At 65.5% G+C, this 22561-nt stretch carries 18 protein-coding genes, 1 tRNA gene and 1 other RNA gene; 10 read left to right on the plus strand and 10 right to left on the minus strand.

Going from position 1 to position 22561, the window contains the following annotated elements:
• Positions 1–3: 3 nt before the first annotated feature.
• Positions 4–1548: an aldehyde dehydrogenase family protein gene (locus WBB07_RS14160; RefSeq protein ID WP_526308682.1), complete on the minus strand. Its 1545-nt coding sequence runs from the start codon at positions 1546–1548 to the stop codon at positions 4–6.
• Positions 1545–2825 carry a class-III pyridoxal-phosphate-dependent aminotransferase gene (locus WBB07_RS14165; RefSeq protein ID WP_526308721.1) on the minus strand — a complete coding sequence of 427 codons (1281 nt, stop codon included), beginning with the start codon at positions 2823–2825 and terminating at the stop codon, positions 1545–1547. The genes WBB07_RS14160 and WBB07_RS14165 overlap by 4 nt, the downstream gene beginning before the upstream one ends.
• A gap of 232 nt (positions 2826–3057) precedes the next feature.
• Here WBB07_RS14165 and WBB07_RS14170 point away from each other — a divergent pair, with 232 nt between their 5' ends.
• From WBB07_RS14170 to WBB07_RS14190, 5 genes are all read left to right on the plus strand, one after another.
• On the plus strand, positions 3058–4590 hold the full coding sequence (locus WBB07_RS14170; protein WP_526308684.1) for an amino acid permease: 1533 nt from the start codon (positions 3058–3060) through the stop codon (positions 4588–4590).
• Positions 4591–4599: 9 nt separating this feature from the next.
• Positions 4600–6837, plus strand: a complete 2238-nt coding sequence (locus WBB07_RS14175) for a propanediol/glycerol family dehydratase large subunit (RefSeq protein ID WP_526308686.1) — start codon at positions 4600–4602, stop codon at positions 6835–6837.
• A complete protein-coding gene (locus WBB07_RS14180; protein WP_526308687.1) occupies positions 6834–7169 on the plus strand; it encodes a diol dehydratase small subunit in 336 nt (111 codons plus the stop codon). The genes WBB07_RS14175 and WBB07_RS14180 overlap by 4 nt, the downstream gene beginning before the upstream one ends.
• The gene (locus WBB07_RS14185; protein ID WP_526308689.1) at positions 7166–8863 is read left to right on the plus strand and encodes a diol dehydratase reactivase ATPase-like domain-containing protein; all 1698 of its coding nucleotides are present in this window, start codon (positions 7166–7168) and stop codon (positions 8861–8863) included. The genes WBB07_RS14180 and WBB07_RS14185 overlap by 4 nt, the downstream gene beginning before the upstream one ends.
• A gap of 337 nt (positions 8864–9200) precedes the next feature.
• Positions 9201–10628: a hypothetical protein gene (locus WBB07_RS14190; protein ID WP_526308691.1), complete on the plus strand. Its 1428-nt coding sequence runs from the start codon at positions 9201–9203 to the stop codon at positions 10626–10628.
• 59 nt (positions 10629–10687) lie between these two features.
• Here the strand turns inward: WBB07_RS14190 and WBB07_RS14195 are convergent, their stop codons facing one another.
• The 4 genes from WBB07_RS14195 to WBB07_RS14210 all read right to left on the minus strand — a co-directional run bounded on the left by WBB07_RS14195 (position 10688) and on the right by WBB07_RS14210 (position 14015).
• Entirely contained in the window at positions 10688–11410 is a 723-nt protein-coding gene (locus tag WBB07_RS14195) for an SDR family NAD(P)-dependent oxidoreductase (RefSeq protein ID WP_526308693.1), read from the minus strand.
• A 138-nt stretch (positions 11411–11548) separates the two neighbouring features.
• Positions 11549–12157, minus strand: a complete 609-nt coding sequence (locus tag WBB07_RS14200; protein ID WP_526308695.1) for an AmiS/UreI family transporter — start codon at positions 12155–12157, stop codon at positions 11549–11551.
• 79 nt (positions 12158–12236) lie between these two features.
• The gene (locus WBB07_RS14205; RefSeq protein WP_526308697.1) at positions 12237–13439 is read right to left on the minus strand and encodes an acetamidase/formamidase family protein; all 1203 of its coding nucleotides are present in this window, start codon (positions 13437–13439) and stop codon (positions 12237–12239) included.
• Between the two features lie 162 nt (positions 13440–13601).
• Positions 13602–14015: a MarR family winged helix-turn-helix transcriptional regulator gene (locus WBB07_RS14210; RefSeq protein WP_526308699.1), complete on the minus strand. Its 414-nt coding sequence runs from the start codon at positions 14013–14015 to the stop codon at positions 13602–13604.
• A 133-nt stretch (positions 14016–14148) separates the two neighbouring features.
• Here WBB07_RS14210 and WBB07_RS14215 point away from each other — a divergent pair, with 133 nt between their 5' ends.
• Positions 14149–15234 carry a substrate-binding domain-containing protein gene (locus WBB07_RS14215; protein WP_526308701.1) on the plus strand — a complete coding sequence of 362 codons (1086 nt, stop codon included), beginning with the start codon at positions 14149–14151 and terminating at the stop codon, positions 15232–15234.
• A gap of 28 nt (positions 15235–15262) precedes the next feature.
• On the opposite strand, the gene WBB07_RS14220 is transcribed toward WBB07_RS14215, so the two are convergent.
• The gene (locus tag WBB07_RS14220; protein ID WP_526308703.1) at positions 15263–16366 is read right to left on the minus strand and encodes an ATP-dependent DNA ligase; all 1104 of its coding nucleotides are present in this window, start codon (positions 16364–16366) and stop codon (positions 15263–15265) included.
• Positions 16367–16638: 272 nt separating this feature from the next.
• Between WBB07_RS14220 and ligD the strand changes: the two genes are divergently transcribed.
• A complete protein-coding gene (ligD, locus tag WBB07_RS14225) occupies positions 16639–17700 on the plus strand; it encodes a non-homologous end-joining DNA ligase (RefSeq protein ID WP_526308705.1) in 1062 nt (353 codons plus the stop codon).
• 21 nt (positions 17701–17721) lie between these two features.
• Here ligD and WBB07_RS14230 read toward each other — a convergent pair whose 3' ends face one another.
• The 3 genes from WBB07_RS14230 to WBB07_RS14240 form a co-directional block, all read right to left on the minus strand.
• Positions 17722–18774: a S1C family serine protease gene (locus WBB07_RS14230; RefSeq protein WP_526308707.1), complete on the minus strand. Its 1053-nt coding sequence runs from the start codon at positions 18772–18774 to the stop codon at positions 17722–17724.
• A 75-nt stretch (positions 18775–18849) separates the two neighbouring features.
• On the minus strand, positions 18850–19593 hold the full coding sequence (lucA, locus tag WBB07_RS14235; protein ID WP_526308709.1) for a lipid uptake coordinator LucA: 744 nt from the start codon (positions 19591–19593) through the stop codon (positions 18850–18852).
• A 65-nt stretch (positions 19594–19658) separates the two neighbouring features.
• Positions 19659–19744 (minus strand) — tRNA-Ser (locus tag WBB07_RS14240).
• 115 nt (positions 19745–19859) lie between these two features.
• Between WBB07_RS14240 and ffs the strand changes: the two genes are divergently transcribed.
• The 3 genes from ffs to WBB07_RS14255 form a co-directional block, all read left to right on the plus strand.
• Positions 19860–19954, plus strand: an RNA gene (gene ffs, locus WBB07_RS14245) — signal recognition particle sRNA small type.
• 26 nt (positions 19955–19980) lie between these two features.
• A complete protein-coding gene (locus WBB07_RS14250) occupies positions 19981–21276 on the plus strand; it encodes an aspartate aminotransferase type Ic (protein WP_526308711.1) in 1296 nt (431 codons plus the stop codon).
• A 31-nt stretch (positions 21277–21307) separates the two neighbouring features.
• A partial coding sequence (locus WBB07_RS14255) for a DNA polymerase III subunits gamma/tau (RefSeq protein ID WP_526308713.1) occupies positions 21308–22561 on the plus strand: 1254 nt, incomplete at its 3' end.

Here is a 22561-nt window from a genome sequence, read left to right on the forward strand (position 1 = left end):
GAGTCACCTCTTGATCAGTTGAGCGAGTTCTTCGGCGACCAACGTGCGCAGCTCGGCACGCAGCGCCTCGATTCCGGGATCGGCCGACCTTGGTGCCGGCCGGGTGGTGCGTGGTGCTGTCGGCGCAGCGCCGACGTCGTTGGAGGCTCGCGGATAGGCAGGCACCGGTCCGGCGGGAGACCGCCACGGTGTGGCACCGGCGAAGTTCGGCATCGTCACCCCGGCGTCGGCGTTGTAGGCGATCCTGGTCCAGTCCACCAGGTGTTTGGGCTGCAGGTTCTCGCCGATCGAACTGCGGCCGACAAAGCCGGTTCCGATGGTCATCGACGGAGCCAGGTTGGTCTCCAGTCCCGAGCTGCCGGTGCTGTTCCCGACGTTGACCGATACCCGCAGGACCGGTACCTTCGCCGCGAAATCGGCGATCACTCGAGGGTTTTCGCTGTGGATGGCGGCGGAATGTCCGGCGCCGGCGATCCGGATCACCGCACGGGCGGCGCGGATGCCACGTTCGGCGTCGGCCACCGTGGTCATCCCGAGCACCGGTGAGAGTTTCTCGTGGGTGAGCACCTCTTCGGTGAGCACATCGGTGAACGGTGCGATCAGCAGCCGGGTCTTGGGCGTCACCCGCACCCCGGCCTGTTCGGCGATCCACGCAGCGTCCCGGCCCACCACATCGGTGTTGAGTGCGCCGCCGGGGAACATGAACTGGCGCAACCGGTCGGCGGCCTCATCATCGAGGATGTGGGCGCCGTTGCGTGTCAGCGCCGAACGCAGCTTGCCGGCAATGGATTCCTCGGCGATGAGCACTGACTCGTTGGTGCACAGCACCGAGTTGTCGAACGCCTTGCTGTCGACGATGCGGCGGGCAGCGGCGTCGATGTCGGCGCTGGCGTCGACAAACACCGGAACATTGCCCGGGCCGACGCCGAGTGCCGGATTGCCCGACGAATACGCTGCCCGCACCACGGCGCTGCCGCCGGTGGCGACGATGACGTCGGTGCGTTCGTCGGCCATGAACGCTTCGACCAGGGGGATGGACGGCTCGTCGATCACCTGGATCAGACCGTCCGGGGCACCCGCTGCCACTGCGGCTTCGGCGAGTACCCGAGCGGCATCGGCGGAACACTGCCGGGCCCGGGGGTGGGGCGCGACAACGACGGCGTTGCGGGTCATGAGCGCCAGCAGCACCTTGAAGTACACGGTGGCCACCGGGTTGGTGGTGGGGGTCAGCGCCAGCACCACGCCTGCGGGACGGGGGATTTCGACGATCTTGCGGGCATCGTCGATCCGCGGTGAGACGTAGTCCTCGTCGCGGTAGAACTCCACGATCCCGCGGGAGCAGGCACGGTTCTTGATCACCTTGTCGGCAACCACACCCATGCCGGTCTCGGCGACTGCCGCTGCGGCGAAGCGTTCGGCCTCGCTGTAGGCGGCGTCGGCGACGGCGGTGACCACCGCGTTGACCGCGGCCCGGTCGTACTCGGCGTACGCTGCGGCGGCCCATCGGGCCCGCTCGAGGATCTGGCCCACTTCGTGGATGCCGGTCATGCCGTCCTCCGTCCCATCACGGCCCGGCGGGCCTGGCCCACGGCGACTTCGACGCGGTCGAGTACGTCCTCACACAGCTCTCGGCTCATCAGCAGGCCCGGTTTGAATTGCAGCACCCGGGGATCCAGTGTCGAGAAGATCGCCCATACTCCGCGTTCGTAGAGTTCGCGCATCACGAATTTTGCCCCTTCGGGGTGATCGAACTCCATCCCTATGACGACCCCGTTCTGCCGGATGCCGATGAACCAGTCGGGATAGTCGGCCTGGATGCGGGCCAGCCCTCCGGCGAACAGGTCGGCGATGTAGTGCACCGACGACCGGACTTCGGGCCTACCGCTGATCTCGAGGGTCTTCAGCGCTGCGACACAACCGAGTTCGGCGCCACCGAAGGTGGAGATGTGACCGAAACCGTCCTGATCGAGCCACTGTGCGGCCCGGTCGCTGAGCAATGCGGCGGTGATCGGGTACATCCCGCCGGAGAGTCCTTTACCGGTGACCAGGATGTCCGGTTCGATATCGTGTTTGGTGATCGCCCACATCTCGCCGGTACGCATCAACCCGGTCTGTACCTCATCGGCGATGTAGAGGGCGTCGTACCGGACGCACAGGTCCTTCACCGCCTCCAGGTAACCGATTGGGGGAAGAGGGAATCCGTAGGTGGCGGGAATGGTCTCCATGATCACCGCGGCGACATCGCGGTCGCGCAGCGACTGCTCGATGGCATCGAGATCGCCGAACGGCACCTGGACGAACTCGTCTGGGCGGTCGGCGAGGAACAGTTTGGCGAAACGGTCGTCACCGGTGGCGACCGCCAGGCCGGTGTGGCCGTGGTAGGCCTTGACGATGGAGACGATCTTGCGGCGCTGCATGGCGTGACGTGCGCTCTTGAGCGCGATGTCGATGGCCTCGCCGCCACCGGAACCAAAGGCCACCTTGGTGATTGATGCCGGAGCGGACTCGACCAGCTTCTGGGCCAGGGCGGTGCGGGCCACCGAGGGGAAGTGGTGGTTGCCTACGTCGAAGTACTCCATGCCTTCGGTCAGCGCCGCGATGATCTCGGGGTTGCGGTGGCCGAGGCTGTAGGTGCCGCCATTGAGGTGTAGATCGATGAGCCGCCGGCCACTCATATCCCAGAGGAAGTAGCCTTCGCGGCGGTCGATGACCAGATCCACACCGGTGTCGGTCCAGAACTGGGTCTTGTCGGGGTTCCAATACTTCTTGGCCCGCTCCAACACCTGAGCCTTGGAGTCGAACGAGAAGGTGCCGTAGTCGTACACGAGTCTCCCTGCGTGTTCGTCGAGCCGTGTCGGCGACAACCATAAAAGGGTGGACCATTTATGTCAATGGTTGAAAAGATCGAGCCAAAGGTGGAAAAAGCTCTCGAAAGTGCTTGCGCAAGCTATTTGGTAGTGCCAATATAGCCAAGTTCACTGTGGGCTGGACCACACCGGCTGTTGTGCCGGAGCGCACCGCTTGCCCCACTGGTTTACCGGGAAGGTAGCCCCATCGATGACCGATAAAGTCGTCTCACGCGACAAACACACAGGTGACTCGGTTCAGCGGCTCAAGCGCAACGCCGTCGGGACCCTCGGAGTCATCTTCATGGCGGTGGCCACGGCCGCCCCCATCACCGCGATGGTCGGCAACGTGCCGATTGCCGTCGGCTTCGGAAATGGTTCACACGCCCCCGCAGGCTACATCGTGGCCACCGTGGTCCTCGGACTGTTTGCCATCGGATACGCGACCATGGCCAAGCACATCACCACCACCGGCGCTTTCTACGGCTACATCTCACACGGACTGGGCCGCGTCGTCGGCATGGCCAGCGGTCTGCTGATCACGATGGCCTATGTGGTCTTCGAGGCGTCGCTGATCGGTATCTTCTCCTTCTTTTTCCAGAACTTCCTGTCCTCGCAGTTCGGTATCGACATCCACTGGGTGATCCCGGCACTGCTGATGTTGGCGCTCAACGCGATCCTGACGTACTTCGACGTCAACCTGACCGCCAAAGTGCTCGGTGTCTTCCTGGTGACCGAGATCTTCATGCTCTCCCTGGGCGCGCTCGCAGTGCTGTTCAAGGGCGGCGGTCCGGACGGATTTGCCGTCGGCGAGATCCTCAACCCGATCGGGGCCTTCACCCCGGCCGCCATCGCCGGCGCCAGTGCCGGGCTGGGGTTGTTCTTCGCGTTCTGGTCCTGGGTCGGCTTCGAATCAACCGCGATGTACGGCGAGGAATCCAAAGATCCGAAGCGAATCATCCCGCGTGCCACGATGTTCGCCGTGCTCGGCGTCGGCATCTTCTACGTCTTCGTCTCCTGGATGGCGATCGCGGGCACCGGACCCCAGCAGGCCATCGAGCTGGCGCAGAACGCCGACACCTCCTCGGAGATCTTCTTCGCTCCGGTCCGGGACACCTACGGCGACTGGGCCATCACCATGTTCAACATCCTGCTGGTGACGGGATCGTTCGCCTGCGGTATGGCCTTCCACAACTGCGCATCGCGCTATCTCTACGCGCTCGGGCGTGAAGGGCTGTCCAGCAGGCTGCAGAAAACCCTTGGGGCCACGCACAAGACGCACGGCTCGCCCTACATCGCGTCGTTTGTCCAGAGCGGTATCGCCCTGGTGCTGGTCCTGTCATTCCTGGCCGCGGGCATGGACCCGTATGTGCACATGTACACGCTGCTGGCGATCCTGGGCACCATGGCGATCCTGATCGTGCAGTCGCTGTGCGCCTTCTCCGTCATCGCCTACTTCCACTTCCACAAGAACCACCCGTCGAGTGCACACTGGTTCAAGACGTTCCTGGCGCCGCTGCTCGGCGGGCTCGGCATGCTCTACGTGGTGTATCTGCTGTGGGAGCACAAAGACGCGGCTGCGGGTACGGCATCGGGCACCCTGCTGTTCAAGATGACCCCGTGGATCGTGGTCGGGCTGTTCATCTTCGGTGCGTCGATGGCGCTGTACTTCAAGTTCCGGGACAGTCGGCGGTACGAGTTGATCGGTCGGATTGTGTTCGAAGACAGTGAGACTCGCGACTAGGAGGTCGTCTTGACGCAGGAGCTGGGCCGGTTTCGGGTCCTGGACTCGAAACCGGTCAACCTCGACGGGTTCAGCGTCGCCGACGCCGACCTCGGTCTGATCGCGATGCACAGCCCGCACGACCCAGCTCCCTCACTGGTTCTGATGGAAGGTCGAATCGTCGAACTCGACGGCAAAGGCGCCGCCGAGTTCGACGTCATCGACGAGTTCATCGCCCGCTACGGGATCGACCTGGAGACCGCAGAAGAAGCCATGGCGCTGGAGGACGCGGCGCTGGCCCGGATGGCGGTCGACGTCAATGTTCCGCGGGCAGAGGTGGTCCGCCTCATCGGCGGTACCACCCCGGCCAAACTCGCCCGGGTGATCGCCCTGATGTCCCCGGTCGAGATGCAGATGGCGATGGCCAAGATGCGGGCCCGGCGCACCCCGAGCAATCAGGCCCACGTCACCAATCAGCTTGACGATCCACTACTGATCGCGGCTGATGCGGCCAGCGCGGTCGCTTACGGGTTCCGCGAGGTGGAGACGACGGTGCCGGTACTCAGCGATGCCCCCTCCAACGCGGTGGCCTTGTTGATCGGCAGCCAGGTCGGCACTCCGGGGGCCATGGCGCAGTGCTCCATCGAAGAAGCGCTGGAACTGCGGCTCGGGTTGCGCGGGCTGACCAGCTACGCCGAGACCATTTCGATCTACGGCACCGAACAGGTGTTTGTCGACGGTGACGACACGCCGTTCAGCAAGGCGATTCTGACCTCCGCCTACGCTTCCCGCGGTCTCAAGATGCGGGTGACGAGCGGCGGCGGCGCCGAAGTGCTGATGGGTGCGGCCGAGAGGTGCTCCATCCTCTACCTGGAGTCGCGGTGTGTGTCGCTGGCCCGGGCGCTGGGCTCCCAGGGGGTCCAGAACGGGGGCATCGACGGTGTGGGCGTGGTGGCCTCGGTGCCCGAGGGCATGAAAGAGCTACTGGCCGAGAACCTGATGGTGATGATGCGAGATCTCGAGTCGTGCGCCGGCAATGACAACCTGATCTCCGAATCCGATATCCGGCGCAGCGCACACACCCTGCCGGTGCTGTTGGCGGGTGCCGATTTTGTGTTCTCCGGATTCGGCTCGATCCCGCGGTACGACAATGCGTTTGCGCTGTCCAACTTCAACTCCGACGATATGGACGACTTCCTGGTCCTGCAACGGGACTGGGGCGCCGACGGCGGGTTGCGGACGGTGTCGCCCGAGCATCTGGAGGTAGTGCGGCGACGTGCGGCGAAAGCAGTCCAGGCCGTCTACCGAGACCTGGGATTGGCCGATTACGACGATGCCCGTGTCGAGGAAGTTGTCTTCGCCAACGGGTCCCGCGATCTCCCCGCCGGGCACCCGAAAATGGTCGCCGAAGCGGCGGCCGCCATCGAGGCCAAACAGTTGACGGTGTTCGATGTGATTGCCGCCCTGCAGCGAACCGGCTTCGCCGAGGAGGCAGCCGCCATCACCCGACTCACCCGGGAACGGCTCAAAGGAGACCAGCTGCAGACATCGGCAATCTTCGACGAGAACTTCGTGGTGCTGTCGAAGCTCACCGATCCCAACGACTATGCCGGTCCGGGAACGGGATACACCCCCACCCCGCAGCGGGCGGCTGAGATCGACGCGATTCGGCAGGCCCGCAGTTCGTCGGAGCTGACGGCCGACCAGGAGGGGTATCGCGGGCATTTGACCGTCACCGACGGTGAGACCGCCCGCCAGGGCAGCGACCCGCGTGAGGTCTGCATCGGGCTCTCCCCGGCGTGGGGGCGCAGTGTGTGGCTGACGTTGTGTGGCCTGTCGATCGGTGAGGTGCTGCGGCAGATCTCGGCCGGACTGGAGGAAGAGGGCTGTGTGCCGAGGCTGGTGCGGGTGCGCTCCACCATCGATGTGGGACTGATCGGGCTGACGGCGGCCCGGCTGTCCGGCTCCGGGATCGGAATCGGCTTGCAGGGCAAGGGCACCTCGTTGATCCACCGTCGCGATCTGGCACCGCTGGCCAACCTCGAATTGTTCAGTGTCGCCCCGCTGTTGACGGCCTCGATGTACCGCGAACTGGGGAAGAACGCCGCCCGGCACGCCAAGGGCATGGCGCCGGTGCCGATCTTCACCGGCGGTACCGATGAGTCGATCTCGGCGCGGTATCACGCCCGGGCGGTCGCCCTGGTGGCGCTGGAACGGCAAGCATGCGAGCCGGGTCAACCGCCGGTCGGTGTGGAGGTGAGGCGATGACGGACGAGCGTTTCACAACTGCCAATGCCGTCGACGGCAAACTCGGTTTGGCGGACCTGCGGATGGATCCCATCGTCCTGGCCCACCAGGCTGTTGTCGCCGAGGCCGGTGGCAACCCGCAGCTGGCTGAGAACTTCTTGCGCGCAGCCGAATTGGCCAGCATGGACGATGAGGATGTGATGGGCCTATATGAGGCGCTGCGTCCGTATCGATCGACGGTCGAGGAACTCGAGGAGCTGCGGGTCAGTCTGGAGACCCGGGGTGCGGCGCGGTGTGCCGCGCTGGTGTCGCAGGCCGCTCAGGTGTATGCCCGCCGAGGTCTGCTGCGTTGAACTCCGGGTGCTGCACGGTCGCGGGTATCGATGTCGGCAACCACACCACCGAGGTGGTATTGGCCCGGGTGAACGGATCGACGGTCACCTCGGTGGCCCACGGTCAGGCACCGACCCGCGGCCGCAAGGGATCCCGGGAATCGCTGCAGGGCGCGGCCGCGCTGTTGCACCGCATCGAGGTCGACGCCGGGGTGGTCGCCGACCGGTTGCTGTTGGCGGCACTGCGGCCCGTGGATACCGCCACCGCGCCGATACCGCGTGCGGTGGCCCCGAATTCGCCGGTGCGCAGCCTGCGCAGCCCTGATGCGAGTACTGCGGCGGGCCGCGGCCACGGGGTGGGCCGCCATGTGCGGCTCGCGGATCTGGCGGCGGCCGCGGCCGAGCATCCGGTCATTGTCTCCGTGGACCAGGACTGCGATTTCGAGGTCGCCGCCGCCCAGCTCACCTCGGCCGTCGCCGGTGGCTGGAAGATCGCCGGAGTGCTTGCCGCCCAGGATGATGCGGTGCTGATCGCCAACCGGATCCCGCTGGATGTCCCGGTGGTCGACGAGGCCGCTGTCGACATCGAACCCGGGGCACTGGTGGCCGTTGAGGTGGTCGAACCGGGCCGGGCCTATCGGGCGCTGGCAGATCCGATCGGGTTGACCGCCGCCCTGGAGTTGCCGCCGGAACGGATCGGTGACGTCGCCGAGTTCTGCCGTGAGCTCTCGGACGCGTCGGCGATCGCGGTGACCCGCCGCCTCACCGCGGCGCCGGCTCCGGACGCACACGATGACTACGTCGAAGTGAATTCGGTGCGGTACTCACCGGCGCAGGCGCATTCGGTGCTGCGGCACTCCGCCCCCGGCGCGGTGCAACGGGTGCGGTTGGCCGCGGTGGCCACTGCCGCCGACGGCTTGGCCGTGCATGACGCCTTTTTCACCGATCTGTCGGCGATCGACAACGGGGTGTGGTTGCGGCGCGGAGTCGCCGACGCCCAGGGCGCCGTGGTCGCGCTGCTGGCGGCCGACGAAGTCACCGATGCGGCGGGCATCCTCGAGGAGCTGACGGGACGACCCGCCGACACGTTGTCCACGGAACCGGAGGCGGCGGCGCGTGGGGCCCGCACCACGCCGGGCCTGCCGCCGGATTCGGTGGTGTGCGATATCGGTGGCGGCACCATCGATCTCATCGGTGTGGACACCACCGTGATCGCCGCGGGTGCGGGGGAGACCATCACCGTGGCGGTGGCGCGGGTGCTCGGTATTCCGCGGGCGTTGGCCGAGACCGTCAAACGCACTCCGGCGATCCGCGTCGAAGGCCCGCACGTCGCTCATGAGGAGGACGGTCGCCGGGTGTTCCTGGACGCGCCGGCACCGGCCGAGGCGATCGGCCGGCTCTGCACCCGCGGCGGCGCCGGCTTGGTGCCCTTCTCGAGCCGGCTGGCCGCCGAGGAGTGGCGCAGTCTGCGGCTGGCGGTGAAACAGGAGACCGTCGCAGCAAATGTCGCCCGGGCGCTCACCGCATTCGAGCGCGCACCGGCGGCGATGGTGCTCGCCGGTGGCGGAGCGCTCGATGACGAGTTGCTGCGCACGGTGGCCGAGGCGCTGCGGCCGGTCTCGGTGGTGGTGGGGCGGGCCAATGTGGAGGCCGTCCATGGCCCGCGATGTGCGGTGGCCTCTGGTTTGGTGCACCTGTTCGCCGACCGCCGGTGAGGTTATCCACAGGGGTTATCCACATTGGGGATGAATGACAAGCGTGTCATTAGGACCCGCTGGACCCGGGCCAGTGCCACCGCGAATCGGGTCCGATCGAGATCTCTGCCAACGTGCGTTGTCAGTGTTTTGTGGTGAACGTGTTCCAGGCGAAGGGCCCTAATGGATAGCTGAGCATCTGAGTCAAGTTCCAACTCGAAAGCTAGAGCGGCTAAGATGGGTTCACTGAAGGTTGCTACGAAAGATGAAACAAGTTCTATCGATCTGTGAATATTCAACTGATTCTCAGATAGCGTCTCGGCCGTCACTGTCGACGTCGTCAAATTCAGGAGATTGCGTGAAAATCACGGTTCGCCCCTACGCCACGGCAGGTATCGCAATGGTCGGTGCCGGTGTCATCGCCGCCGCCCCCATCGCTCCATTGCCAGATACTCAGGCGGCCCGCACCGAGGTCTCCCATGCTTCGGTGCAGCTCTCGGCGATGGCAAACCCCATCACGCCCTGGGCGAACCTCGCGGAGAACACGATCGGCAACTTGGCGGGGCTCGGCGCCGCATGGCTGTCCGACCCGGTTCCGGTGCTGAGGCAATCAATCAGCAACGGACTCGGGTATGCCGAGCTGTACGCGACCTCCATGGTGGGATTTGTCGAGGGGATGGTGGAGTGGGCCACCGGGGACGGGTACGGCGCTCTGCCGGTGGCGCTGAGGGAGGCCTTCGACGCGCTCAAGACGGGCGATATCGAAGCCGCGGTACAAACGCTCAACACGTCTTTCGTCATGATGTTCCTGGGTGGCCCCATCGAGTTGATGGGCTTGTTGCAGATCCCCATCGACATCTCGAAGAACGTCACCGCAGCACTCGAGGCCGTCAACTCGCAGGTGATGTGGCTCGGCCTGGGCTTCATGCAGAACGTCCTCGGTGTGACCACCGCGATGGGAGCCAGCGCCCAGGCGATCCTCGACGCGGTCCGGGTCGGTGACCTCGTGGGGGCCGTGGGTGAGGCCATCGGCATGCCTGCCAAAGGCCTCGATGCCCTGATCAACGGGTATCAGATCAATGAGTGGACCTTGATGCCGGGGCTTATCTCAAACGCACCTGACCAGATCCCCGGCCTGCTCACCACGCTGTTTGTCTATCTTCCTCGGGCAATTGCGGCGGCGATCGCTCCTCCGGCGGAGGGGGCGCGGCCGTCGATGGCCGATGTTGCGGCGGTGCCCGAGTCGAACGCGATGCTGGTTTCTTTGGAGACCTCGTCGGCTCCGACCATCGAGGCGCCCGAGGCCGAGGTGGAGCTGGGATCCGCGACGCCGACGGTCGAGCCCACTGTGAACCCGTCGGCGACGGCTCCGGTGGTCGAGGTGGTCGAGGTGACTGCCCCCGAGGTTGCGCCGGAACCTGCAACTGCCACCGAAACTGTTCCGTCCGAGGTGGATTCGGCGGCACCGGTGGTGACCGACACCACCGAGACCGAGACCGAGACCGAGGCCACCGACACCACCGAGACCGGCGCCACCGACGCTGACGACGCGGAGCCCGCCACCAAGGCCGGCTCCGGCAGCAAGGCCGGTGACCGGACGCAGGCGCTCAAGGCTCGCGGCGAGAAGGCCGCGGCTGCGGCCAAGAACTCCGGTGGCGGTGAACGCAGTAGCTCCAGCAGCGACTCGAGCAGCAACTCCGGCGGCGCGACCCGGAAGGCCCCCGGCGGTGACCGCGGCAGCTCCAGCGCCAAGTCGAGCCGCAGCTCCAGTGGAAGCAGCGAGTAACCACACCAGCTGAACAGCAGGCCCCCTCCTTCATCGAGACGGAGGGGGCTTGTTGCGTTTCAGATGTATTGCTGCCCACCGTCGATGTCATAGGTGCCGCCGGTGAGTGCGGTGTTGGCCATCAGGTGTAATGCCAGAGCCGCAACGTCTTCTGGTTTGACGACCCGCCCGATGGGTAGGGTCGATGCCAATTGACTTCGCCGAGTGTCTATTTGATCGCCGAGTAGCGTCGCGGACAGGGGTGTGTCGACAAAACCCGCAGCGATCAGATTGACGCGTATGGGGGCGAGCTCGAGGGCAAGCGCCGCGGTGAACGGCGGCAGTACTGCGGTGGCGGCGGAGACGATTCCGAGTCGATGATCGATACGTCGACCTCCAGTTCCACCCATCAACAACAACGTCCCGCCCGGCCTCATCTTGGGCCTGGCGTGGTGCGCGACTTGTAGGCCGAGGGTGACGTGTCCGCTGAGTGCCTCGCGGACATCGGCGATGTCCATGTCGAGCAACGGACCATATTTCGGTCCGCCGGCGGTGACGAGGATGTGGTCGATAGGTGTGGTGATGGTGTCGAAGAACTGGCGAAGGGCATCAGGACTGTTCGCGTCGAATGCTGCGGTGCGCTGTGCCCCGACGGCGGTTGCAGCTGTTGCGAGCCGGTCGGGATTGCGTCCGGTCAAGATGACCTCCGCTCCCTCGAGCCGGGCAAGGCGGGCGGTCTCGAGCCCGATGCCTGCGCTTCCGCCGATGAGGACGACAGTCTGGCCGCTCAGCTGGCTGCTCATGGTGTCTCCGATCGGTCTCGGGGACACCACGTGCCGCGTTTTGGGGTCTGTTCAGCGTCCCACCGATACGAGTCTGGCGGGCAGCAGAGGCTATCGCCATGGATTCGGATCAGATCATTTTCACGCGCAGGCCGCGGATCAGGAAACAGGGGTGGCAACTGGACTGAGGCGCCCCACTGCCCAGCTGATGGCAACGATCAGCGTCACTCCCACGCCCGCACCGACAAGTGCGACGGCCCAGGACTCGCGAAGGGATCCATCCATGGCGAGCCAGGCGGGCAGTGCGGCTGTGAGCACGCCCTCGACCAACGCCACCGTGCCGGTGATCGTGGTCAACTCGGTCCGCTCCAAGCCCAGGACCAGGAAGAAGAGCAGCCACAACGCTGCCCAGGAGAGCCAGATGATCCCGAAGACCGGCGCATCGGCAGCAAAATTCTGTGCGGCATAGGCGATTGCGGCCACAGCGACAAACAGCGAGAACCAACCCAGGCCTTGGCCGGGCAGGTCGAACAGTGCGTTGATGCCGACCCAGAGATAGGTGAAACCGAACAGGTACAGGCCGGCCGCGGCGTGGATGACGGCGGGGTCGCCTCCGGCGGTGAGCACAAGATAGGTCGGAGTGAATACCTGCATCAGGCCCACAAAGAGATTGAGCGGGGCGGCTCCGCGCGGGCTCACCCACCCCAACAGCATGACTCCGTTCACCATCAGCACGGCGCCCACATAGAACAGTCCGATGTTGCTCATCGGGAACCTCGTTTTCTCTCGGGACGCCGCCCGGCCGGAGGACCCGGCCGGGCGGCCTCGCGCTGTCGGTGAACCGCGGTCAGTGAGGAAGGATGTCTTTGTCGAAGATGTCCAGGGGGACCTTCAGGACTACTGCCGCGTTCGGGATGTCGACGACGCCACCGACGTGCATCTCACACGGTGCCACCGAGATGATGGTGTACGCCTGCTCGGGGGTGTAGCCGAACTTTCCGAGGTACTCGATCGCCTGCTCGACGACTTGCGTCACCGCCATCGTGGTGTCGAGGTACTTCTGCTCACGACCACCTGCCGACAGCCCGGTGAACGAGATGTACCGGGTGCCGAACTGCGGGTCGACCGGAGACGGCCTGAACATGGGAGTTCGGACGCCGTAGCGAGCCATCCCGTCCTTGATCACGTTGAACCGGTACCAGCCGACACCGTCCATCTCGATCGCGTTCCAGGTGACTTCGCCGTCGCCCTCGGCGAAGTGGAAGTCGCCGCTGGAAAACAATGCGCCGTCGACAAACACCGGGAAGTACACGCGCGAACCACGCGACAAGTTCTTGATGTCCATGTTTCCGCCGTTCTCGCGCGGCGGGATGGTCCGTGCCGCGGTCGCGGCGACGCGTGCCCACTCGTCGCCCTCGAGGTCACGAAGGACGGCGGTATCCGTGGCGTCCGCGCGAGGTGCGGCCAACCCGTCTGCGATCAACGGGTCTTCACGTTCATTCCAGATCTGCAGCAGTTCATGTGACGGGGCGACCCCGATGATGCCCGGATGGCTGATCGCCGGGATCTCCACACCGGGGATCTGACGGCTGGTGGCGAACAGGCCGTGCAGATCCCAAATCGTCTTGAATCCGTTCGGGAATGATGACGCCAGCGGTCCACCCATGCCGGGCAGGATGTTGGAGTAGCCGATACCCGAAAGTGGCTGCACGTCGAGAATGTCGACCACCAACAGGTCGCCGGCCTTGACACCGTCCACCTTGACCGGGCCGGTGAGCGGGTGAGTGCGGGTCAGGTCGAACGAGTGGATGTCGCCGTCGTCGTCGACGTCCTTGAGCTGGTAGTCGTCGTATCCGCCGCTTTCCAGGATCAGTTCGTCGCCGAGACCCACCTCGATCAGGGGTGGGATGTCGGGATGCCAACGGTTGTGGCCGAGATGCTTCTGATCGGCCAACGGGACGCCGACCTCACAGGAAAAGCGTTGGACACCGAGGTCGCGATCGGGGAATCGGGATACGCCCGAGCGTGTGAAGTCCGTGGGGTCGGCCATGGTGCATTCCTCTGTTCGCGGGATGTGACGACGCACACATTATCTCCATTTGGAAATAAATCAAGGTCGAAGATTCTTGCGGTCAGGACGGCTCGCCCGGCACGGGGCATGGGAAAGGAACGGCCAGGCGCGTGGCGGCGCCGGTCTGGGAAAGGTGTGGTGTCAGCTGCGTTTTGCCAGGAGGCCGGCGAGTGCCTGGTGCTCCCATGCGGCCAGATCGGCCAGCTCCGCTTCGACGGTCTCGCTGACCCGGGGGGCGATGGACCGATAATTCGACCGACCGCGATCGGTCAGGTGCACCAGCACTCGCCGACGATCCAGCGGGTCGACGGTTCGGTGCAGCAACGCCTGATCGACCAGGCGGTCTACGCTGCGGGTAAGGGTCGCGCCCGGCAGGCCGACAACATCGGCCAGGCCTGTCATCGTCAACCCGTCACTGGCGCGGTTGAGCGCCCCGAGTACCAGCCAGTGCGGTACCGCAAGCCCGGTCCCCGACAAGCCGGCACCGATGGTCCGCTCGAGGCGTGCTGCGCGGGCCAGGATCAGTGCGGCCAGTTCCTCGAATTCTGTCGACATCGAACGATCCATACTCCGATCCGCGCCCGGTCTGCGATGCTTGACGCGCCATCGGAGTCAGGGAAATATGTTCCAACAATAAGTTCCATTTGAACACAAGTCCTCGGGGTAAGTCGACCAGAGAAGGTGAAGTGTGGGTGGGAACACGGATGCGTTCCGCATCGGCCTCGCCATCCCGCTTCAAGGTCCCGGGGGCATATTCGGCCCATCGTGTGAAGCGGTTGCCGAGTTGGCTGTCGCCAAGCTCAACGCCACCGACGGCATTCTGGGCAGGCCGGTGGAGATCGAGGTGCTCGACGCCGGGGCACCGGTGGAGGAGTTCTGCGACCGCACGATGCTGCAGGCTCGGTCGGGCGAAGTGCATGCGGTGGTCGGTTGGCACATTTCCTCGGTTCGCCAGCACATGTCCCCGGTGCTGGCGCAGATGAACATTCCCTACGTCTACACGTCGCTGCACGAGGGTGCCGCCGGTGAGGCCGTGCTCTGCTCCGGGGAGACCCCGGCGGTTCAGGTGGTCCCGGGTCTGAACTGGCTCAGGGATCACCTGGGATTGCGTCGTTGGGCCATCGTGGGCTCGGACTACGTCTGGCCGCGGCGCACCGCTCGGACGGTGCGCGCCCACGCCGAGACCTCCCACTCGAAGGTTGTCGGTGAGTTCTACGTGCGCTACGGCTGCAGTGACTTCAGCGGCGTCCTGCACGACCTCGACGCCAGCGACGCTGATGCGGTGATCATGCTGCTGGTCGGGCGGGACGCGGTGCAGTTCAATCGGCAGTTCGCGGCCAACGGCAGGCAAGAGCGGATGGTGCGGTTCTCGCCCCTGATGGAAGAGAACATGCTTCTGGCATCGGGGGATTCGGCCACCGACAATCTGTACGTCGCCGCGGCGTACTTCAACAGCCTGGTGACTTCGTCGGCGCTGGATTTCACCGGCGCCTACCTGGATCGGTTCGGTCCGCACGCACCGGCTTTGAACAACGCCGCGGAATCGTGTTACGAGGGGATCCTGGCGCTGGCTGCGAGTGTGAACACCGTCCACAGCGTCGACTCGCATCGAATACTCGCAGCGATCGAGCACCGCGGAGTGACCTACAACGGACCCCGTGGGACGGTGCACCTCGGCGTGGGCCGGTCACGTCAGCAGGTGCATATCGCCCGCGCCGACCACTACGACTTCGACGTCATCGCGACGCTGCCGGAGCCGGTGGCGGACGGCTGAGCACGCGCAGCGCAGTGACGTGTGAACCTCACGGTCGATCTTGCTGTGCCGTAGTCGAATCGGTGGGTGTGCCGAGGCCGGAAATGATGTCGCCGAGGCGGAAGTCCGGCGTTTGGTCGAGCTGGGCGTAGGTGCACGATCCGGGATCTCGGTCGGGCCGCCAGCGATTGAATTGCGCGGTGTGTCGAAAGCGTTCGCCTTCCATGTGGTCGTAGCGGACCTCGACTACTCGCTCCGGTCGCAGCGGCACGAACGAGAGGTCTTTGCCAGCGTTCCACCGGGAGCCTTCGTTCTTGCGAGGCGTGCGGTCACCGGCTTCATGAGCTGCCCAGTTCCACGGATGGTTTTCGAAGCTCGCGACAAGAGGCTGTAGTTCGGCGAAGAGCTCCCGCCTCTTGGCCATGGGGAATGCTCCGATGACGCCGACGGAGGCGAGCGTGCCGTCGTCTTTGTAGAGGCCCAGCAAGAGTGAGCCGATGGCATCAGCGCCCGACTTGTGGACGCGGTAGCCGGCAACTACGCAGTCGGCGGTACGTTCGTGCTTGATCTTGAACATGATTCGTTTGTCTGGCTGGTAGGTGATCGTCAACGGCTTGGCGATCACCCCGTCGAGACCCGCACCCTCGAACTCGTCGAACCAGCGCTGCGCAGTGCCTTCGTCCGTGGTTGCCGGTGTGACGTGAAATGACGAGCCGGCGTCGGCCAAAGCGTCGATCAGCGCGGCCCGGCGCACGTGGAACGGCTGCGCGGTGAAGTCCGTCTCGCCCAGCGCCAGCAGATCAAAGGCCACAAAGGACGCAGGTGTTTTCGCGGCCAGCATCCGGACCCGACTGTCAGCCGGATGAATCCGTTGTTGCAGCGCCTCGAAATCCAGGCCATGGCTCGCGGCGATGACGATCTCACCGTCGACCACACAACGCTCGGGTAGCTCAGCCTTGGCCGCTTCCAGCAGTTCGGGAAAATACCGCGTCAGCGGTCGCTCGTTGCGGCTACCCAGTTCCACTTCGTCGCCATCGCGGAAGCAGATCGAGCGGAACCCGTCCCATTTCGGTTCATAGGAGGCATCGGGAGGGATCGTCGGCACCGACTTGGCCAGCATCGGCGGGATCGGCGGCATGATCGGGAGCTTCATCACCTCATTGTGGTCTTTGATCGGCGCGGTGGTCTTTGATCGGCGCGGTGGTCTCTGATCGGTGAACGGGTTGCTGCCGTGTGAAAGTCGCTGCCATACAGGAAACGGAGCCGCCGCAGCAGGATGAACGCGTAACTTCGAAGTGTGAGCGGACTGCAATCTGATGCCGCCGACTCGTATGAATACGACATCGGATGATTATGGCGTCGCAGCCGCGTATTCGGCATGACGCATGACCTCTACCACGTCGACCCACGTCATGGAGCGCTGATATGGCCACGCCCGCACAAGAAGTCGATGTTCTCGGCACGAAGGTCCGGCTCACCAGCCCGGACAAACCGTACTTTCCCGCACTGGGTGTCGCCGGTACCAAGGCCTCGCTGGTCGAGTACTACCGCACGATCGCCTGCGCGGGTCCGATGATGACCGCGCTGCGGGACCGCCCCACCCATCTGCAGCGGTTCCCCGACGGTATCGACGGCGAGGAGATCTACCAGAAACGGGTGCCCCAGAAACATCCCGACTACCTGCAGACGTGTGTGGTCACCTTTCCGTCGGGACGTACCGCGGACGCTCTCAAGATCACCCATCCGTCGGCGGTGGTGTGGGCCGCGCAAATGGGTACCGTCACCTTCCATCCGTGGCAGGTGCGCTGTCCCGATGTGGAGCATCCCGATGAGCTGCGTATCGATCTGGATCCCCAGCCCGGTACCGGTTTTCGGGAGGCCGCCAACGTTGCGGTCCAGGTTCTCAAGCCGCTTCTCGACGAGCTGGGTCTGGTGGGCTACGCCAAGACCTCGGGCGGGCGGGGGGTGCACGTGTACCTGCGGATCGCCACCGAGTGGGATTTCATCGCCGTCCGGCGGGCCGGGATCGCGTTGGCCCGGGAAGTGGAACGGCGGGCGCCCGATCTGGTGACCACCTCGTGGTGGAAAGAGGAGCGCGGTGAACGGATCTTCATCGATTTCAACCAGAATGCCCGCGACCGGACGATGGCCTCACCGTATTCGGTACGACGGACCGCCATCGCGACGGTGTCGACGCCGCTGCACTGGTCAGAGCTCGCCGACGCCGACCCTGACGACTACACCATGGCGACGGTTCCGGACCTTGTGGCCCGCCGCGATGATCCGTGGTCCGGTATGGAAGACACCGTGCAGTCGCTGAAGCCGCTGCTGGATTTGGTGGCCGCCGACGAGGAGCGCGGTCTCGGCGATATGCCCTATCCGCCGAACTACCCGAAGATGCCGGGCGAACCGCCGCGGGTGCAGCCGTCGAAGAAGGTTGCCGCCCACTGGGACGTGGACGGTAATCCTGTCGGCACCGCCGGCTGAGCCGGTGGCACCGCACGCAGGTCAGCTGGTGGCGCCGCTGGCCAGTATCGCGTGGCCGGTGCGCTCGAAACCGGTGGCGTCGCGCCACACCAGCTCGATGTTGTTACCCGGGTAGCGCTGGTCCAGCACGGCGGTCAGGGTGTTGGCCGACGAGATCGGGGTGCCGTCGATGCGCAGCAGCACATCGCCGGGCCGCAGACCCGCTTGATCAGCCGGCCCGCCACGCATGATCGATTGGATGGGCAAGCCCGCCTGACCGCGATCCACACCGGAGACGCCGACGCCCAGGATGGCCGACGGCCCGATGTGCACCTCGGCGGTGCCGGTGCCGGAACGGATCTGGTCGACGATGCCCAGCGCCTCGTTGATCGGAATGGCGTAGCCCTGCCCGCCCGGCGTCGACTCACCGTTGAGTTTGAAGTTGTAGGTGGCGGCGGCATTGAGTCCGACGACCTGGCCGGCGGAGTTGACCAGGGCGCCGCCGGAGTCGCCGGACCGCAGATTGGTCGAAGATTCGATCAGATTGCCGAGGCTGTGCGAGCTACCGGTCAGCTCGTCCTCGGCGCTGATGGTCTGGCCCAAAGCGGTGACCCTGCCCTGCTCCCGGGTCAGCGGGTTGCCGGTGCCGTTGGCATTTCCGAGGGTGACGACGGGTTCGCCGACGGTCAGGGCCGCCGAGTTGCCCAGCGGCGCGGGGATCAAGCCGGAGGCGCCGCGCAGTTGGATCAGCGCGACGTCGTTGGAGCGGTCGTAGCCGAGCACGTCGGCGTTGTAGGTCTGGCCGTTGCTCAGCGTCAACGCCCTGATCTCGTCGGCTCCCTGGATGACGTGGTGATTGGTCAGCACGGCACCCTCCGGGGTCAGCACGATGCCGGTGCCGTTGCCGACAACACCCTGGAAATCGACTCGCGTCGAGATCTGCACCAGGTTGTTCTCCACCAGGTTGTGCTCCACCGGGGGAACCGGCTCGGCCTGCGCGATTCCCGCTCCGAACAGGGGGAGGAACGCCAATAGCAGGGTGCCGAGCATCCACAGCGGGAAGCGGGCACGAAGACGTGGTCGAAATGCGGCCATGACTTGCCTCTCGGGGCGGGGGGTCGATTCGTTACCTGTCCATACTGCCTGGCAGGCCCGACCGGGATCGTCCAGTCAGTCGTCGGAGACGGCGACGCCGCCGCCGCGTCGCCGGTTGACCTTCGCGGCGCCGGACTTGCCGGCCGGCCGCCGGTTGCGCAACCGGCCACCCGTTTCCGGGCTGTCGTCGGCTGCTGCGTCCTTGTCGGTGGTTTCCGACTGATCGGTGGTGTCGGTGTCCGGGCTGCTGGAGGACTCGTCGGAGTCACCGGTGGTGACCTCGTCCGGCACCGATTCGTCGGCTTCCGATTCTTCGAGGGCCGGCTCATCGGCTACCGGAGCAGCGGCAACCGGGGCCGCGGACTTTCTGGGCTTCAGCGGTTTCGGCGGTGGTGGCGGCATCTCGGCGACAAACGCCAGGTAGAAGGCGGCAGCGCCGAGAACCGCGATGGCCGCGGCGGCACCGTAGACACCAAAAAGCCATTGGCCCGCGGTGTCGAGTGACAGCCAGATCTCGGCGATGGCGGCCCCGACGATCAGCACACCCGCCAGGACATGTCCCACGATCGACCACACGCGCAATGTCAGCGCCAGCTGCGGCGTGCCGAATTCGGGTTTGCGCACCTTGATCAGGTTGATTGCCACCGGCAGTGCGGTGAGGCCGATCAGGACGCCTGTGACGATGCGCAGCGTGGTCCCGATACCCGGCGAGACGCCGCCCGAGAACTCCCACCAGCGTGGCAGCACAAACAGGAAGAAGAGAACCGCGGAGAGCAGGAAAGACAGGGCATGACATGACACTGTGATTCCGCGCCGCATACCCCTCCTTGGGTTGAGTTCCGGGGTGTCCGCCCGATAAAGGGCGGACACCCCGCAACCAAGTGCGGAGGATAGGGGATTTGAACCCCTGAGGGCTATTAACCCAACCCGCGTTCCAGGCGAGCGCCATAGGCCACTAGGCGAATCCTCCGTCGGCAATGGTAACCGAGGCACCCCCGAAGCCCAGAATCGCTGCCCAGCTTGCGGCGGATTCCCAGCTAGAGGCGGCGCGGTCGGAACCACTCCGTCCGGGTACTACACTCTCGGATGGACCCCGCGCGGCGTCCATCCTGTGAACTCCCCCAGGGCCGGAAGGCAGCAAGGGTCAATGGGCTCTGGCGGGTGCGCGGGGTCCCCTTATGTCGCTCCCGCCGTGAAAGGCCCCAGGTGTCCTTCCATTCCCTCGGCCGCGAGGAACTGCTGGCCGAGCACAAGCTGCAGCAGGACAATTACGCCGAGCTGCAGGCCAAGAGGCTGACGCTGGACCTGACCCGCGGAAAGCCGTCGCCCGGACAGCTCGACCTGTCCAACGAGCTGCTGGCACTGCCCGGCAATGGCCCCGATGCCTATCGTGACGCCCAGGGCACCGACACCCGCAACTATGGCGGCCTCCACGGCCTGCCGGAGCTGCGTGAGATCTTCGGTGAGATTCTCGGCATTCCCGTGCCGAACCTGATCGCCGGCAACAACGCGAGCCTGGAGACGATGCACGACTCGATCGTCTTCTCGCTGCTGCACGGTGGCGTCGACTCGCCGCGGCCCTGGATCCAGGACCTGCATGACGGTGGCGTGAAGTTCCTGTGCCCATCGCCGGGTTACGACCGCCATTTTGCGATCACCGAGAGCATGGGCATCGAGTTGGTGCGGATCCCGATGCGCGAGGACGGCCCCGATGTCGACCTGATCGAAGAGCTGGTGGCCGTTGACCCCACGATCAAGGGCATGTGGTGCGTCCCGGTGTTCTCCAACCCGACCGGGGCGGTGTACTCGTGGGAGGTCGTCCGGCGGCTGGTCCAAATGCGTACCGCCGCAACCGATTTCCGTCTGTTCTGGGACAACGCTTACGCGGTCCATACCCTCACGCACGAGTTCTTGCGCCAGGTCGACGTGCTCGGGCTGGCCGCTGCGGCGGGCAATCCGAACCGGCCATTTGTCTTCGCGTCGACATCGAAGATCACCTTTGCCGGCGCCGGGGTCAGCTTCTTCGGTGGCTCCTTGGGCAACATCGCCTGGTATCTGCAGCACGCGGCGAAGAAGACCATCGGTCCCGACAAGCTGAATCAGCTGCGGCACGCCCGATTCTTCGGCGACGCCGACGGGGTGCGGCTGCACATGCAGCGTCACCAGCAACTGCTTGCGCCCAAGTTTGCACTGGTGGCCGAGATCCTGGAGGAGCGGCTCGGCGACTCCAAGGTCGCCTCGTGGACCGATCCTCGCGGCGGCTACTTTGTCAGCCTGGACGCGTTGCCGGGGACCGCGAAGCGCATCATCGCGCTCGCGAAGGACGCCGGAATTGCGCTGACGGAAGCCGGTGCGGCCTTCCCGTATCGAAAAGACCCTGAAGACAAGAATATTCGGATTGCGCCGACCTTCCCGTCGGAGCCCGAACTTCGGGACGCGATCCACGGTCTGGCCACCTGCACGTTGTTGGCGGCCACCGAGTCGCTACTGGCACGCGACTAGCGTCGTCGGACCGACTGGGTAACCTGCTGACGTGGCTCTCTATCGCAAGTACCGGCCGGCGACCTTCGCTGAGGTCGTGGGGCAGGAGCATGTCACCGAGCCGCTGTCGATCGCTCTGCAGGCGGGTCGGATCAACCACGCATACCTGTTCTCGGGGCCGCGTGGCTGCGGCAAGACGTCCTCCGCGCGCATCCTGGCCCGCTCACTGAACTGTGTAGAGGGGCCGACGCCCACGCCCTGTGGGGTGTGCGACTCCTGCGTTGCTTTGGCGCCCAACGGCTCGGGCAACGTCGACGTGGTCGAGCTCGACGCAGCCAGCCACGGCGGCGTGGATGACACCCGCGAACTGCGCGACCGGGCGTTCTACGCACCGGCCCAATCGCGGTACCGGATCTTCATCATCGACGAAGCGCACATGGTCACCACCGCGGGCTTCAACGCGCTGCTGAAAATCGTCGAGGAGCCACCGGACCACCTGATCTTTGTGTTTGCCACCACGGAACCGGAAAAGGTGTTGCCCACCATCCGGTCTCGCACCCACCACTATCCGTTCCGGCTGCTCGCGCCGCGCACCATGCGCACCCTCATCGAATCCATCTGCAGCAGTGAGAACGTCGAAGTCGACGACGCGGTGTACCCGCTGGTGATCCGTGCCGGCGGCGGCTCACCCCGCGACACGCTGTCGGTGTTGGATCAGCTGCTGGCCGGCGCCGACGGCAACCGGGTGATCTACCAGCGGGCGCTCTCACTCCTGGGGGCCACCGATGTCGCGCTGATCGACGACGCCGTCGAGGCGTTGGCCGCCGCCGACTCCGCTGCCCTGTTCGGTGCCGTGGAGTCGGTGATCGACGCCGGTCACGATCCACGCCGTTTTGCCGTGGATCTCCTGGAGCGATTCCGGGATCTGATTGTGCTGCAGGCAGTTCCGGATGCCGCGGCCCGCGGGGTGGTGGACGCTCCGGAGGACGAGCTGGAGAAGATGCGTTCGCAGGCCGATCGCATCGGGGCCGCCAGCTTGACCCGCTATGCCGAGGTCGTGCATGCCGGGCTGGGGGAGATGCGGGGCGCCACTGCCCCGCGGCTGCTGCTGGAGGTCGTCTGTGCCCGGCTGCTGTTGCCGTCGGCCAGTGATACCGAAGCGGCGTTGCTCCAGCGGGTCGAGCGCATCGAGACGCGGCTGGACATGTCGATTCCCGCAGGGGAGGCGCACGCTGGCCAGCCCGCTGCCCCAGCCGGGCGCCAGTTCGTCCGCAGGAGCGCGGAAACCAAACCGGCACCCCAGGAT

This window comes from Mycobacterium sp. (assembly GCF_049647605.1).
Taxonomy (GTDB): domain Bacteria; phylum Actinomycetota; class Actinomycetes; order Mycobacteriales; family Mycobacteriaceae; genus Mycobacterium.

Coding starts and splice junctions, on each gene's coding strand:
- WBB07_RS14160 (WP_526308682.1), bottom strand. CDS start 1,548: ATGACCGGCATCCACGAAGTGGGCCAGATCCTCGAGCGGGCCCGATGG.
- WBB07_RS14170 (WP_526308684.1), top strand. CDS start 3,058: ATGACCGATAAAGTCGTCTCACGCGACAAACACACAGGTGACTCGGTT.
- WBB07_RS14180 (WP_526308687.1), top strand. CDS start 6,834: ATGACGGACGAGCGTTTCACAACTGCCAATGCCGTCGACGGCAAACTC.
- WBB07_RS14195 (WP_526308693.1), bottom strand. CDS start 11,410: ATGAGCAGCCAGCTGAGCGGCCAGACTGTCGTCCTCATCGGCGGAAGC.
- WBB07_RS14200 (WP_526308695.1), bottom strand. CDS start 12,157: ATGAGCAACATCGGACTGTTCTATGTGGGCGCCGTGCTGATGGTGAAC.
- WBB07_RS14205 (WP_526308697.1), bottom strand. CDS start 13,439: ATGGCCGACCCCACGGACTTCACACGCTCGGGCGTATCCCGATTCCCC.
- WBB07_RS14210 (WP_526308699.1), bottom strand. CDS start 14,015: ATGTCGACAGAATTCGAGGAACTGGCCGCACTGATCCTGGCCCGCGCA.
- WBB07_RS14220 (WP_526308703.1), bottom strand. CDS start 16,366: ATGAAGCTCCCGATCATGCCGCCGATCCCGCCGATGCTGGCCAAGTCG.
- ligD (WP_526308705.1), top strand. CDS start 16,639: ATGGCCACGCCCGCACAAGAAGTCGATGTTCTCGGCACGAAGGTCCGG.
- WBB07_RS14230 (WP_526308707.1), bottom strand. CDS start 18,774: ATGGCCGCATTTCGACCACGTCTTCGTGCCCGCTTCCCGCTGTGGATG.
- lucA (WP_526308709.1), bottom strand. CDS start 19,593: ATGCGGCGCGGAATCACAGTGTCATGTCATGCCCTGTCTTTCCTGCTC.